This window comes from Rhodanobacter glycinis (assembly GCF_900114325.1).
Classification (GTDB): domain Bacteria; phylum Pseudomonadota; class Gammaproteobacteria; order Xanthomonadales; family Rhodanobacteraceae; genus Rhodanobacter_A; species Rhodanobacter_A glycinis.
Genome location: NZ_FOSR01000025.1, coordinates 20,585 through 34,663 on the forward strand (window position 1 = coordinate 20,585; position 14,079 = coordinate 34,663).

The 14,079-nt window shown below is 61.1% G+C and carries 11 protein-coding genes; 8 read left to right on the forward strand and 3 right to left on the reverse strand.

The features are described 5' to 3' along the window. The first annotated feature begins 4 nt into the window (after positions 1-4). Both BMY90_RS16760 and BMY90_RS16765 read left to right on the forward strand, forming a co-directional pair. Positions 5-1,648 carry an acetolactate synthase large subunit gene (locus tag BMY90_RS16760; protein ID WP_092705297.1) on the forward strand — a complete coding sequence of 548 codons (1,644 nt, stop codon included), beginning with the start codon at positions 5-7 and terminating at the stop codon, positions 1,646-1,648. Positions 1,649-1,661: 13 nt separating this feature from the next. Continuing rightward, complete coding sequence (locus BMY90_RS16765) at positions 1,662-3,092, forward strand: aldehyde dehydrogenase family protein (protein WP_092705298.1); 1,431 nt, start codon at positions 1,662-1,664, stop codon at positions 3,090-3,092. Positions 3,093-3,101: 9 nt separating this feature from the next. On the opposite strand, the gene BMY90_RS16770 is transcribed toward BMY90_RS16765, so the two are convergent. Next, on the reverse strand, positions 3,102-4,055 hold the full coding sequence (locus tag BMY90_RS16770; RefSeq protein WP_245735078.1) for an AraC family transcriptional regulator: 954 nt from the start codon (positions 4,053-4,055) through the stop codon (positions 3,102-3,104). A 181-nt stretch (positions 4,056-4,236) separates the two neighbouring features. On the opposite strand from BMY90_RS16770, the gene BMY90_RS16775 reads away from it, so the two are divergent. Then, on the forward strand, positions 4,237-5,298 hold the full coding sequence (locus tag BMY90_RS16775) for an NAD(P)-dependent alcohol dehydrogenase (protein ID WP_092705299.1): 1,062 nt from the start codon (positions 4,237-4,239) through the stop codon (positions 5,296-5,298). 52 nt (positions 5,299-5,350) lie between these two features. On the opposite strand, the gene BMY90_RS16780 is transcribed toward BMY90_RS16775, so the two are convergent. Beyond that, positions 5,351-6,118, reverse strand: coding sequence for a YdcF family protein (locus BMY90_RS16780; RefSeq protein ID WP_092705300.1), 768 nt, complete (start codon positions 6,116-6,118; stop codon positions 5,351-5,353). Between the two features lie 157 nt (positions 6,119-6,275). Between BMY90_RS16780 and BMY90_RS16785 the strand changes: the two genes are divergently transcribed. Together BMY90_RS16785 and BMY90_RS16790 are read left to right on the forward strand one after the other, a co-directional pair. Further along, the gene (locus BMY90_RS16785; RefSeq protein ID WP_245735079.1) at positions 6,276-6,791 is read left to right on the forward strand and encodes a VOC family protein; all 516 of its coding nucleotides are present in this window, start codon (positions 6,276-6,278) and stop codon (positions 6,789-6,791) included. A 104-nt stretch (positions 6,792-6,895) separates the two neighbouring features. After that, a complete protein-coding gene (locus tag BMY90_RS16790; RefSeq protein WP_092705302.1) occupies positions 6,896-8,341 on the forward strand; it encodes a lipase family protein in 1,446 nt (481 codons plus the stop codon). A gap of 127 nt (positions 8,342-8,468) precedes the next feature. Here the strand turns inward: BMY90_RS16790 and BMY90_RS16795 are convergent, their stop codons facing one another. Continuing rightward, positions 8,469-8,942 carry a YehS family protein gene (locus BMY90_RS16795; RefSeq protein ID WP_092705303.1) on the reverse strand — a complete coding sequence of 158 codons (474 nt, stop codon included), beginning with the start codon at positions 8,940-8,942 and terminating at the stop codon, positions 8,469-8,471. Between the two features lie 1,590 nt (positions 8,943-10,532). Between BMY90_RS16795 and BMY90_RS16805 the strand changes: the two genes are divergently transcribed. The 3 genes from BMY90_RS16805 to BMY90_RS17135 all read left to right on the forward strand — a co-directional run bounded on the left by BMY90_RS16805 (position 10,533) and on the right by BMY90_RS17135 (position 12,864). Then, complete coding sequence (locus tag BMY90_RS16805) at positions 10,533-10,991, forward strand: hypothetical protein (protein ID WP_139201790.1); 459 nt, start codon at positions 10,533-10,535, stop codon at positions 10,989-10,991. A 513-nt stretch (positions 10,992-11,504) separates the two neighbouring features. Next, complete coding sequence (locus BMY90_RS16810) at positions 11,505-12,185, forward strand: CPBP family intramembrane glutamic endopeptidase (RefSeq protein WP_092705306.1); 681 nt, start codon at positions 11,505-11,507, stop codon at positions 12,183-12,185. A gap of 61 nt (positions 12,186-12,246) precedes the next feature. Next, complete coding sequence (locus tag BMY90_RS17135) at positions 12,247-12,864, forward strand: nucleotidyltransferase family protein (RefSeq protein WP_139201791.1); 618 nt, start codon at positions 12,247-12,249, stop codon at positions 12,862-12,864. The last annotated feature ends 1,215 nt before the right edge of the window (positions 12,865-14,079 follow it).

A 14,079-nucleotide genomic window follows, 5' to 3' on the forward strand; every position in this document is an offset into this window, starting at 1 on the left:
CCGCATGAAAGCGGCGCAACTGTTCGTAAAGGCCCTGGAAGCCGAAGGCGTGTCTTGCATCTTCGGCGTACCGGGCGAGGAAAACCTGGACCTGGTGGAGGCGCTGCGCGAATCGTCGATCCGGCTGGTGGTAACCCGCCATGAACAGGGCGCAGGCTTCATGGCCGCCACCTGGGGCCGACTCACCGGCGAAGCCGGCGTGGCGCTGTCCACGCTCGGTCCCGGCGCCACCAACCTCGTCACCGCGGCGGCCTATGCCCAGCTCGGCGCCATGCCGATGCTGATGATCACCGGCCAGAAACCCATCCGCACGCACAAGCAGGGGCTGTTCCAACTGGTCGACGTGGTCGACATGATGCAGCCACTGACCAAGTACACGCGCCAGCTGGTTTCCGCACCGACGATTCCCGCGCGGGTGCGCGAAGCGTTCCGCCGCGCCGAGGAGGAACGCCCCGGCGCGGTACACCTGGAGTTGCCCGAGGACATCGCCCGCGACGACGTCGGCGACGCGATCCTGCTGCCCACCGAATACGCCCGCCGCCCCTCGGCCGACGATGCCGCGCTGGTGCAGGCGGCCGAAGCGATCAGCGCGGCACGCCATCCGATCCTGATGATCGGTGCCGCCGCCAACCGCCAGCGCACGGCAGTGGCCTTGCGCGACTTCATCGACAAACTCGGCATCCCGTTCTTCACCACCCAGATGGGCAAGGGTGTGGTCGACGAGGACCACCCGCTGTGGCTGGGCAACGCCGCGCTGTCCGATGGCGATTTCGTGCACCGCGCGATCGACGCTGCCGACGTGATCATCAACGCCGGCCACGACGTGGTGGAGAAGCCGCCGTTCTTCATGCGCAAGGGCCGGCGCACGGTGATCCACATCAACTTCGCCTCGGCCGAAGTGGACACCGTGTACTTCCCGCAGATCGAGGTGGTCGGCGACATCGCGCACACCATCGAACGGCTCACCGACGCGCTGCAACCACAGAAACACTGGAATTTCGACTACTTCGACAAGGTGCGCCACGCGTTCCACGAACAACTGCAGGAACACGCCGACGACGCGCGTTTTCCGATGCACCCGGTGCGCATCGTCGCCGATACCCGCCGCGCCATGCCAGACGACGGCGTGCTGTGCCTGGACAACGGCATGTACAAACTCTGGTATGCGCGTTACTACCGTGCCCGCCAGCCGAACACCGTATTGCTGGACAACGCACTGGCCACGATGGGCGCCGGCCTGCCCTCGGCGATGGCGGCGAAGATGGTGTATCCGGAGCGCAAGGTGCTGGCGATCTGCGGCGACGGCGGCTTCATGATGAATGCGCAGGAGCTGGAAACCGCGGTACGGCTGAAGCTCGACCTTGTGATCCTGCTGCTCCGCGACGATGCCTACGGCATGATCCGCTGGAAGCAGGCCGAGATGGGTTACGCCGATTACGGCATGCAGTTCGGCAATCCGGATTTCGTGATGTTTGCCGAAGCGCACGGTGCGCACGGCCATCGCCCGGCCAGCGCCGACGAGTTCCTGCCCACCTTGCAGCAAGCCTATGCGCAGGGCGGCGTGCACCTGATCGACCTGGCCATCGACTATTCCGACAACCACCGCATTCTCGACGAACAAATCCGCCAGCTCAGCGCAGCGGTCTGACCCGGAGACATCCATGCTCGACAAGACCTACCCCTATTACCTCGCCAACCGCCCGCAGACCTCGAAGGAAATGCTGGACGTGCGCGACAAGTTCAGCGGCAAGATCGCCACCCGTGTGGCGGTGCCGGATGCCAAGGCCACCGAGAAGGCCATCGTCGCCGCGGTGAAGGCGGCGCGGCCGATGCGCGAGTTCAAGCCGTGGGCACGCCAGGCAGTGCTGCAGCATTGCGTGGAGCGTTTCAGCGAACGCCGCGACGAACTGGCCGAAGCGCTGTGCATCGAAGCCGGCAAGCCGATCAAGGATGCGGCCGGCGAAGTGACCCGCCTGATCGACACCTTTCGCATCGCCGCCGAGGAAGCGGTGCGCATCAACGGCGAGACGCTGAACCTGGAACTGGCGGCGCGGCTGGACGGCTACCACGGCTACACCAAGCGCGTGCCGCTGGGCCCGGTATCGTTCATTACGCCGTTCAATTTCCCGTTGAACCTGGTCGCGCACAAAGTGGCGCCGGCGATCGCGGCGGGTTGCCCGTTCGTGCTCAAGCCCTCGGAGAAAACCCCGATCGGCGCGCTGATCATCGGCCAGGTGCTGGCCGAAACCGACCTGCCCGCAGGTGCGTTCTCCATCCTCACCCTGGACGGCAAGCACGCCGCGCCGCTGGTGGAGGACGAACGCCTGAAGCTGTTGTCCTTCACCGGCGGCCAGATCGGCTGGGAGCTGAAGGCGAAGGCCGGGCGCAAGAAGGTCACGCTGGAACTGGGCGGCAACGCGGCCTGCATCATCGACGCCGACCAGGGCGCGAAATTGAACAAGGTGGTCGAACGGCTGATCTTCGGCGCGTTCTACCAGTCCGGCCAGAGCTGCATCGGCGTGCAACGCATCTACGCCCACGCGGACATCTACGACGCATTGAAGCGCAAGCTGGTCGCCGCCACGAAGAAACTCAAGTCCGGCGACCCGAAGGACAAGAGCGTGTTCCTGGGCCCGATGATCGACGAAGCCGCCGCCGAGCGTCTGCACGGCTGGATTCTGGAAGCGAAGAAAGCCGGCGGCAAACTGCTGTGCGGCGGCAAGCGCAACGGCAACATGCTCGATGCCACGCTGATGGAAAACGTGCCGACCGACGCCAAGGTCAATCGCATGGAAGCGTTCGGCCCGTTCGCCCTGCTCGCCCCGTTCAAGAAGTTCGACGAGGCCGTGGCGATGGTCAACGATTCCGACTACGGCCTGCAGGCCGGCATTTTCACCGACAGCCTGGACCACGCCATGCGCGCGTGGAACGAACTGGAGCAAGGCGGCGTGGTGGTCAACGACATCCCCAGCTTCCGCGTCGACAACATGCCGTACGGTGGCATCAAGCTTTCCGGCCTCGGCCGCGAAGGCATCCGCTACGCCATCGAGGACATGAGCGAACTGCGCCTGATGGTGATGCGCGAGGGCTGAAGTTCCCCCTCAACCCGCCAGTGATACCGCATCGGCCGTGGAGCCGTGCTGCAACAACTGCTCCACGTCGCGCAGCGGCGGCGCGCCGAACAGTCGGCTGTATTCGCGACTGAATTGCGACGGGCTTTCGTAGCCGACCCGATGCGCTGCGGAGGCCACGTCGCACTGCCGTGCCAGCAGCAAACGCCGCGCTTCCTGCAGACGCAACTGCTTCTGGTATTGCAGCGGGCTCATCGCGGTGATCGCACGGAAATGGTGGTGCAGCGACGACGCGCTCATGTTCACCGTCTCGGCCAGCGCATCGATGCGCAATGGTTCGTGGTAATGCCGTCTCAGCCAGCCGATCGCATGCGAAACGCACTGGCCGCGACTGCCGGCCGTGGCCACGTGACGCAGGCGCGGCCCCTGCTCGCCGACAAGCAGCCGATACATCAGCTCGCGTTCGATCAGCGGCGCCAGCACCGGCAGGTCGGCGGGCGCGTCGAGCAGGCGCACCAGCCGCAACATGGCGTCGAGTATCGCGCCGTCGACCGGGCTGACCGAAATGCCGCGCCCGCTCACGCCCGCCGGAAACTGCGGGCTTGCCTCGGCCAGCAGCTCGCCGAGACGCCGCGTGTCCAGGCGCAGCATCGCGCAGAGATACGGCTGTTCCGCGCTGGCCACCACCACTTCCGAGGACACCGGCAGATCAACCGAAGCGATCAGATAATTGGCCGCGTCATAGCGATAGGTTTCGCCGCCCAGTTGCAGTTCCTTGGCGCCCTGCGCCACCAGCACCAAGCCGGTCTCGTAGATCGCGCAAACCTGGGTACCCGGTATCGCGGCACGAAAGAAGCTCAGCGCCGGCAACGGCGTCGTGTGGAGTCCATCGCTGCCGGCTCGGCGCTCGATCCGCGCGGCCAGCTCCAGGCGGTCGCGCTCCAGCCGCGCGCTTGCGTCCGTTACGGCGAAATCAGTATTCATGGCCATGGCCTGCCACCGCGGAAAGTCGTGCCAGATTGCCTGTTCCTGCACGCATGTGCGAGTCCATCACGGCCATTCCTGCAGAATCAGGCAAGGATCGCGCAGGATCCGGCTACCGGCACCCAGCCCTTGCTGCGCATACTTTGTGGCCTTGGCAACCGATTCCATCCAGGAGAAACCCATGCCCCAGACCATTCGTGGCTATGCTGCCCAATCCGCCACCCAGCCGCTGGGCCCGTTCCGCTTCGAACGCCGCGATCCGCGCCCGGATGACGTGGTCATCGACATCCTTTACTGCGGCGTATGCCACTCCGACCTGCACCAGGTGCGCAACGAATGGGGCGGCAGCATCTATCCGATGGTGCCGGGCCACGAGATCATCGGCCGGGTCAGCGCGGTCGGCGCCACGGTCAGCCAGTTCAAGGTCGGTGACATGGTCGGCGTCGGCTGCATGGTCGACTCCTGCCAGCATTGCGAGGCCTGTGCGCACGGGCTGGAACAGTACTGCGAGGAAGGCGCCACCTTCACCTACAACAGCACCGATCGCCACGACGGCAGCCCCACCCACGGCGGCTATTCCGAACGCATCGTGACCGCGGAGAAATTCGTGCTGCGCATCCCCGACGGGCTGGACCCGAAAGCGGCCGCGCCGTTGCTGTGCGCCGGCATCACCACCTGGTCGCCGCTGCGCCACTGGAACATCGGCAAGGGCAGCAAGGTGGCCGTGGTCGGCCTGGGTGGACTTGGCCACATGGGACTGAAATTCGCCAAGGCGCTGGGCGCCGAGGTCACGTTGTTTACCCGTTCGCCGGGCAAGGAAGCCGAGGCACGCCGGTTGGGCGCCGATCACGTGGTGCTGTCCACCGACGCAAGCCAGATGAAGGCCGTGTCCAGCCACTTCGATTTCATCCTCGACACCGTGCCGCACCAGCACGATCTCAACCCGTACCTGGCCACGCTGAAACTGGACGGCACCTTGTGCCTGGTCGGCCTGCTTGAGCCGATCGACCCGCCGGCCAGCGCCGGCCAGCTGATCCGCAAGCGCCGCGCTGTCGTGGGATCGCTGATCGGCGGCATTCCGGAAACCCAGGAAATGCTGGATTTCTGCGCGCAGCACGGCATTGGCGCGGACATCGAGATGATCGATATCCAGGACATCGACCACGCCTACGAGCGCATGCTCAAGAGCGACGTGCGCTATCGCTTCGTGATCGACCTGGCTTCGCTGGACAAGGCCGCCTGAATCACCCACGGGATGTCGCCACGGCGGCATCCCGTGCGCCGCCGGCCGGCCATCATTTGCCGGCCGTCAACGGCGGCAACGACGGTGCATTCCAGCCCATCAGGTTGTACTCGTAGTAACGCGCAATGCCTGCGTACTCATGCAGCGCGATGTCGCATACCGCCACGTTCCATGACTGCGGCCATGACGACATCCGCGCCCGCAATTCACCGCCGCTCACCGGCACGGGATGGATGCCGAAGTGCGCGAAGTACAGCAGGCTGCGACGCAGATGGAAGCCCGAGCTCACCAGGAATACGCGCTGTGGCCCATAGGCCTGCAACAGCGGGCGACTGAACTGCGCGTTCTGCCAGGTGCTGCGGCTGCGCGTTTCCAGCATCAGATCCTGCACCGGAACGCCGAGCCGGCGCAGCACCTCGCCGTACACCGTCGCCTCGGCCACGTGATGGCGCTGGCTGTCGCCACCGCTGACCAGCAACAGGCATTGCCGACCGGCAGCCTTGCACTCGTGGTACAGCTCCGCCGCTTTCACGATGCGCCCGTCGGCCAGGATCGACGGCTGCGGCGCCCCGCCCGCCTGCGGCAGCTCGGTACCGAAACCCAGCAACACGATGGCATTGCGGGCCGCCCAGTCTTGCTGCGGCATAGCGGCATAAGGCTGCTGCAGGCGCGTCAGCAACCAGCGCGGCACCGGTCCGCAACTCACCAGCAGAAACAGCAGCAGTGCCACGCCACCGAAACCCCAGGCCCATCGTGGGTGTCGACGCCATGCCGCCAACCCGGCCAGCACCAGCAACACCAGAAGCACCGTGAAAACCATGGCCGCACCTGCGTCCCCCAGAGATGGCCCAGCCTAACCCAGTCCCCGTGACAACTCGCCGATTGCGTACTGCAGGGAAACACTGTGGTGACAAAAGTCGTATTGGCGCGGCCATTGGACGACCCCATTGAGGCGGTACCCCAACGGACACCCCACCGTGAACACTTCGATGACAACCCGGTCGATCACCGCCAGGTTGCTGCTTCCGCTCCTGGCGACGGCTTTCCTGGCGCTGACGACCCTGCCCGCCCGCGCCACCCCGCCCGGCAACAGCGGCTATCTGGCCATGCAGGTCACCAACCTGCCCAACGCCGTGCACTTCTTCCGCAGCATGCTGAACTGCGTCCCCGTGGATGCGGGCGCCGAAACCTCGCAGACCGCCCTGCTCGACTGCGGCAACGGCAATATCGTCTCGCTCACCCTTGGTACGGCCACCGCATCGCATGCACTGGCCGGCACATTGGCGACCGACGATGTCCGCGCCACCGCCACATGGCTGCGCGCCCACCATGTCCGCATCGTCGGCGGCCCCAGCGTCGTGACCGAAGGCCCGGGCCTGGACCAGGTCATGGTCACCCTGGTGACGCCATGGGGACAGCCATTGCGATTGGTCAGCCACGCGACAAACCGCAACGACCCGGCGCTCCCCGGCGCAGAGCTCGCCGCGCAATAGATACACGCCGACCACGTCGCTGACGGCGTGATGGCGGCTGCCGTCATACCCGCCACGCCGAACATCCGTCATCATGGCCATCTCACGCCACAGGGAGTTGCGCCATGGCCACGCTCGTCTTCGTCCACGGCTGGAGTGTCACCGACACCTCCACCTACGGCCAGATGCCGGAACGCCTGCAACAGGCCGCCGCAAAAGCCGGCATCGCGTTGACGCTGGCCGACATCTGGTTGTCGGAATACGTGAGCTTCGACGACGTCGTCACCATGAACGACCTGGTGCGCGGCTTCGACAACGCCCTGCGCGACCTGCACCTGGACGGCCCCGACTTCGCCTGCATCACCCATTCCACCGGCGGCCCGGTGGTGCGCGAATGGCTGCGTGCACAGCGCGACAAACCGGGCTGCTGCAGCACCATCCGCCTGACCCACCTGGTGATGCTGGCACCGGCCAACTATGGCTCGGCGCTGGCCCAGCTCGGCAAGAGCGAGCTGGGCAAGCTGAAAGCGTGGCTGGAGGGCGTGGAGCCGGGCCAGCGCATCCTTGACTGGCTGGAACTGGGCAGCCCGGAATCGCTGGCGCTCAATCTGGACTACATCCACAGCGCCGACCCGGCCACCAGCGGGCAATTCCAGTTCGTGCTGATCGGCGATCGCCCCGACCGCAAGTTCTACGACCATCTCAACAGCTATACCGGCGAGGACGGTTCCGACGGCGTGGTGCGCATCGCCGCCGCCAACCTCAATGCACGCCACGCCGTGCTCGCCGTGCAAACCGGCGAGCTCACCGATGGCATCGATGCCTTGTCACTGACCCTGCAACGCGGACCGCGCTGCGCATTCCGGATGATTCCCGGCGCCTCCCATTTCGGCGACGAACACGGCATCCTCGCCAGCGCCGACCCACTCACCGTGGACACCATCCTGAGTTGCCTGCAGGTGCGTGATCTGGCCGACTACACCGCCCTGTGCGATCGCTTCGACAGCGCCAACGCCACCCGCGATGCGAACAAGGTGGAGCTGGAACCCGTCGGCCCGTTTGCCCCGCGCGTACACATTCACGACCCGCGCAGCATGGTCATCGTGCGGCTCACCGACGAAGCCGGCAACCCGCTGCTCGGCACTGGCTGCGTCTTCACGGCAGGTCCGCAAGCCAGCCCCGACCACATGCCGCAGGGCTTCATGCACGACCAGCAAACCAACACCCACGCACGCAACACCGTGTCGCTGTACTTCGACTACAGCCTGCTGGCCGGGGATGCCCGCGTGCCTGATCCGCGCAACACCCGCAAGACGCTGCGCCCCGCGGTTCCCAGCCATCGCCCTTACGGCGCGCTGATCGAACCGGCCGACCTCGTCGGCCTGGTGCACCACGCGCTGGCGCGCAACAAGCCCGGCGACGACCTGTTCGAGATGCTCGGCCCACACCAGACCACCGTGCTCGACGTCGTCCTGCCCCGCAAGATCCACGCCGGCGTGTTCCGCCTGACCAGGGACCTGGCACCGCAGGATTTCAGCCACCCGGTCCCAGGGCCGGTGATCGGCGAATAGACGCAACCGCCAACATTGAAGTAGGAGCCCGCTCGCGGGCGATGCTTTTCAGATTTTTCGGATCCCCAGCCAAAGCATCGCCCGCAAGCGGGCTCGTACCCGATCACGGCGGATCTATGGCAAGTCCTCAGCCCTCGCCACGCAGGCGCAGGGTCAGCCCCTTCAGGAAGTGACGCATCAGCTGGTCGCCACAGAGCCGGAAATTCTTGTGGTCCGGCTGGCGAAACAACGCACTCATCTCGGGCTTGGACAGCGGGAACCCGGCATCGGCCACCAGCTGGTGCATGTCCACGTCCATCAGCTCGAACGCCACCCGCAACTTCTTCAGCACCACATTGTTGGTGACGCGCTTCTCCGGCGGCCGCGGCGGGCGGCTCTCGTCACGACCACGACGGTAGATCACCAGCCCATCGAGGAAATGCGCCAGCGTGCTGTTGCTGCACTCCGCATAGCCATCCTCGTCCTCCCGCTTCAGGAAAGCCTGCACATCCGCCTTCTCGATCGGAAACGCCGGATCGGCAAGCTTGGTGATTTCCACCACCTTGATATCGCTGAGATCAAGCATGTAACGGATACTGCGGAGAACGTCATTGTTGATCATGGGCAGCGAAACCAGGCGTACGGGGAGGCGCCCATGGTATCGCGGCGGTCAAGTGCGTGGACCGGACCGACGCAGGCAACCCACTTCCCACGCATGCGGCGCCGACCATGGCACCGTACCAAGCGGCAAGGCCATCCGGCATGGACATATACGACCCACAGCTCGCCATACCTCACCCGCACCATTCGCTTGCCCCATCCAGCAACCGCAACACGCAACCACCTCGGAATGCGTATTCACGTTTTCGGGGTGATAAAGCATACCTACCCCGTTTCGCACGATACGCATGCGCAACCTGCACCCGCGAACTTCGGCGAAGCCGGGCCAAGTATCTGATGCCTCACGGACTTCCCCTGCTTGACGGCAAGACAACGAGCGGAGAGCATGGAGCGCATATGCCCCGATGTGGGGTCTACTAAGCGTTAGACCACGATGGCCAAATCAGTGAAATTCGCTGCATGGATAGACACGGTTGCCAGCGCAGCATCACTTGCAATGGCTGCGTGGCTGTATCACGCATCACAGGTAGCTGTGACGGAAACCGTCGCCAAGTATGGGCATAACGTCGACTCTGGCGTATACGAGCTAGTCGCAGCAAATTGGTACTTCCTTCCTACTTTCGCAGTACTCGGCTTTGCTGCAGTCGCCATTTTTTCTGGCTGGGCATGGCGTAGGCCTATTCACTGGCTAGCATGGATCCTCGTGTTGCTTCCCATCGTTTGGCTCATGGCTTCGGAGATCTCTCATGTCATGGTCTAACATCTCGTTCAAGGCGGACGGCTGCGCCGCCGCTTAACTCCAGCGTTAGTCGGTGGCTCGTGTTGGTTTGTCGTATCGTGTGTTTCGCCCAGCTTCGCGCTAGCTTGTCGTCCGTCGCCGCAGCAGCATTTCGCGCGGCGTCGTCGCAGGCTTGGGCTTTCAGAGCTGGCAGTTTTGGGGTTGTCGGTTGCTCAAGCTTCGCGTTCGTCGTGCGCCAACATTGTCGCCCGAGCATGCAGCGTCGCAACCGTCTAACTCCTCGTCCAAGCGGACGGCTTCGCCGCCGCTTAACTCAGGCGTTAGTCGGTGGCTCGTGTTGGTTTGTCGTATCGTGTGTTTCGCCCAGCTTCGCGCTAGCTTGTCGTCCGTCGCCGCAGCAGCATTTCGCGCGGCGTCGTCGCAGGCTTGGGCTTTCAGAGCTGGCAGTTTTGGGGTTGTCGGTTGCTCAAGCTTCGCGTTCGTCGTGCGCCAACATTGTCGCCCGAGCATGCAGCGTCGCAACCGTCTAACTCCTCGTCCAAGCGGACGGCTTCGCCGCCGCTTAACTCAGGCGTTAGGCATCCAAATGGGAGTACCGAAATGCCTGGTGGTGTCGGAGGAACTAGCCCCAAGACAAGAACGCAGCGCGTTGTATGGTGGAGCGCATTTTCCATATTCGTCGCCTTCGTCGTATATGTCGCGTTCCACAACTTGTAGGTCACTGTGCGAAGACGTGGCCGTTCGGCTTGTATCTTGCGAACTCATGGGCCTTTCTTTGCCATGGTGGCCTAACAACTCGTTCAAGGCGGACGGCTGCGCCGCCGCTTAACTCAAGCGTTAGGGCGCAAAACAGTGGCCGATGAGACCCTCTTACATCTAAACCGGCTTCATGCCGACAGCCAATCCAAATATGTGTACTTTCTATTGGCGGCGACCGGTGCTTCGCTTGCTTACGGGTTGCAAAAGCTAGATGGGGTTGCTCTTACCTGGTGGGTCAGCCCGGGCCTTTTTGCTTTGGCTCTATGGCTTCTTAGCCTTTTTTCCGGCTGCAAATATGTCACTTCCGTTCAATCGGCCATGTACTCAAACTATTTGCTTTTGCAGCTTCAGCAGGGCACACATCCCGCACAACCCAGAGGCCCCCAAGAGACCCAAATTGCGCTTGAAATTACCCGGCAAGCCATCGACACTACGAACAATACTGCTCGCACGTTTTTCAGGCTGCAGTTTTGGTTACTGTCATGCGGCGTACTTATTTTTACGATGTGGCGGGTTCTTGAGATGGCAAGGCTCACCTTCTATGCGCCCTAACCACTCATTCGAGGCGGACGGCTCCGCCGCCGCTCAATTCCAGCGTTAGACCCCATGCTCAGCAAAATGGCCAATTTGGTAGATCGCAGAGACGTCCATGGCTGCCTCATGGCTGTTCTGCTGTTTGCTTGGCTCATGCTAGCACCGCTGTCGGTGCTAGCACTCTTGGGTCCCCCGGTATCTTTCTTGCTCGGCTTCGGTGGTCTGGCTGGGCTATTGGGGGCATCCAATCGCATTGTTCTTGGCCCACGATTCTTCCTGCTCTCACGTCGGCGCCGACGGCTCTTTGTTGGTTGCCTAGCCGCAGGAGCAGTGGCCACTCTTCTCGCGTTCGTTATCCTACCCGCACGCATTTACTGGGCCACGCCCATCTGGGTTGTTGGCTTCGCCGGCATACTAGTACTCGCAGGCTCCATCACGGACTCCGCGTCGGGGTCTAACTTCTCGTCCAAGCGGACGCGCGAAAAGCCGCGCGCCGCTTAACTCCAGCGTTAGCCTTCACAGGGGAGTTTCATGGTAGCAATGCTCAGTGTTGGTCTGGCGGTGTCGCTAGGAGGCCCGTTGCTGATCGTAGTTGCCACCAAAATGCTTTCCCTCAACTCATTCTCGACTCCGGGTCGATTGGTGTATTGGCTTCTTGCCGCCGCAACGTTGGTGATTGCTGCGTATGGCGGCGGATCTTGGCTCGGACACATCGGCATCAAACCGTTCGGTTGGTTTGACCTTGCCAGTACCGTCGTTGCAATCATCGCCATGCTAGTTGGCGCAATCGCATTGCAAATATTGGTAACAAAGCTCGGATTCAAAGACAAAGAGGGCTCGAAGTTACAACAGAAAATCTACAGCCTCTCTGTGCAGCGTAGGCTCTTCATCGTTGTTACTGCGGCCGTTGCGGAGGAGATTCTTTATCGTGGGTATGCCATAGGCATGGGCCAAGACGTTTGGGGCAGTCTCACAATTGCGTTTGTTGTTTCGCTTGTCGTATTCGTGGCTGCACATTTCACGCATGGCGCAAAGGCTTTGGCTACCGTTTTCTGGATCTCATTGGTCATGTCATTTCTATTTGTTTATACGGGCAACTTGTTTACTTGCATCATCGCGCATTTCACCATCGACGCGTTTGGCACGCTATTCGCGCCTTGGGCCGCCGCCCGCCATCGTGCGCAGGCAGCGTTGTCGGCAAGTGAAGGCTAACAATTCGTTCAAGGCGGACGGCTTCGCCGCCGCTCAACTCAAGCGTTAGGCGGAGGCGGAAATGGAAGGCTTCGTTGTTCTCATTGGTTCATGCGCACGAGGTACGCAACAAGCTTGGAGCGATGTTGATGTATTGCGAGTACAAACTCAAAGTACGCCCGACGTTAGCAAATATGGAACTTTTGTTTCATATATCGATCTTGAAGAAGATGAATTCGAGTCGTTGTTCCAGAACGGTTCTCTATTTCTTCTGCACGCTTTTACCGAGGGCGTCCTACTTCAGGGTGACTCGGAGCAATGGGGAAAGCTACGGCAAACGTTTGTCCTAACCGACGACCATTCGAGTCTGGTTCGAGAGTACTTGGATGTCTTGCAATCACTTAATAGCTCGCCAGTTTATATGGATGCCTACGTACCATATCTATCTAATACTTGCAAAGCAATGAAGAATATTGGAATAGGTGTTTTAGCTCAGAAGAGAAAGTTTATTTTTGAAAAACATCTCGCCCTTGAACTCGGGTGCCACCTAAGCATCCAACAAACGAAGTTGCTTATGGTCGCAAACAACACATTCGAAAGAGGAATCCCTATCGACCAAGGCATGCTTCACGAACTTAAGGTGGAAGCCACTAACTGGGGTGAAAACTGGAAAGAGTATGCTAGGCGGGCCGTTCAATGATTTCAGATCCGGTGCGAAAAGTATTGGCTGAAGCCGTTAACAATCCAGACGCTTATAAAAAGGGGGCGAACAGAAAAATTCTACAGGCCAACTATGAAACAATGCTTGACGAGCTTAGTCGCCTCCTTTTTTCGCAGCCATGCGTGAGTCGCATGAACATGCGCGTGAAACTAAATTCTACAACCACCTCTGAACTTTCAAAAATTCCGGACGGCCTTCTCGGGTTGTTACGGTCTATGACGGACAATGAGAACCTCCTTTACAGTAAAACTTACACTGACCATTCATGTGAAACGAGGAAGTTCTGCGAAGTATATCTCCGTCCGGTGCTAGAGATCGTTTGAGATGGAGAATAAAGAGTTACTTGCAAAAGCTTGGAGCACCTATCTAACGCTATCTCGCGGCATGGGTGAGGATTGTTGGAAAATTCGTGCTATCTATTTGTCGCTATCAAGCGCATTGATCGCATTCGCCTACACGTCCAATGCCTCCTACATATACGGACTGGTTGCAATCATTTCGCCTGTATTCTTTCTTTTTGAGTCAGGGTATAGGCGTCTCCAATATCAGTACTACGCAAAATGCCGCATCATTGAGCGAACACTTAACGACTACCTTGCAAGCAAGGCGGAACCTCGGCTACCAGACGACGGCATTAACACTCAACTAAATACACCTGATTTACCGAGTTTGTTACAGCTTCTGTCGCTCAAACGTGTCATGGTATGGCTTCCATACGTAATATTCTTGGTGTTAAGCGTGGCGTTACTGGTATTTAATGTTACCAAATCCGCCTAACAATTCGCTGCAGCCGACCGCCATCCCGCTACGCGGGCTGTCGGCGGCTGAGCTCAAGCGTTAGGCTCACAAAAGCATGGACACCGCGCACACAATATACGCACTGGTTCTTGCGACAGCCGCTCTAGCAGGTGCTTTTTTTGTGCTCCGTAAGCTGTACGGATGGCTATTTCCAATTCGTATCGCTCCGGGTATACACATAGAGTTTGTGGAGCCTCACAAAGATTCGATTTACGCCACTGTCACCAATCGAAGCAGGGAGCCGCTGTACCTGGTGAAGTGTCAAGGCCGAAGCGCCAACACGCTGCGTTACATACTCCGCCGCCATCTTCGGCATCCGTTTACAAGACCACGACTCTATCCATGCATATGGTTTGGTGCGCCAACCTACGCCATGATGGGTTCGGAGCCAATCCG

Coding starts and splice junctions, on each gene's coding strand:
- BMY90_RS16810 (WP_092705306.1), top strand. CDS start 11,505: ATGGTAGCAATGCTCAGTGTTGGTCTGGCGGTGTCGCTAGGAGGCCCG.
- BMY90_RS16790 (WP_092705302.1), top strand. CDS start 6,896: ATGGCCACGCTCGTCTTCGTCCACGGCTGGAGTGTCACCGACACCTCC.
- BMY90_RS16760 (WP_092705297.1), top strand. CDS start 5: ATGAAAGCGGCGCAACTGTTCGTAAAGGCCCTGGAAGCCGAAGGCGTG.
- BMY90_RS16765 (WP_092705298.1), top strand. CDS start 1,662: ATGCTCGACAAGACCTACCCCTATTACCTCGCCAACCGCCCGCAGACC.
- BMY90_RS16770 (WP_245735078.1), bottom strand. CDS start 4,055: ATGAATACTGATTTCGCCGTAACGGACGCAAGCGCGCGGCTGGAGCGC.
- BMY90_RS16775 (WP_092705299.1), top strand. CDS start 4,237: ATGCCCCAGACCATTCGTGGCTATGCTGCCCAATCCGCCACCCAGCCG.
- BMY90_RS16795 (WP_092705303.1), bottom strand. CDS start 8,942: ATGATCAACAATGACGTTCTCCGCAGTATCCGTTACATGCTTGATCTC.
- BMY90_RS16780 (WP_092705300.1), bottom strand. CDS start 6,118: ATGGTTTTCACGGTGCTTCTGGTGTTGCTGGTGCTGGCCGGGTTGGCG.
- BMY90_RS17135 (WP_139201791.1), top strand. CDS start 12,247: ATGGAAGGCTTCGTTGTTCTCATTGGTTCATGCGCACGAGGTACGCAA.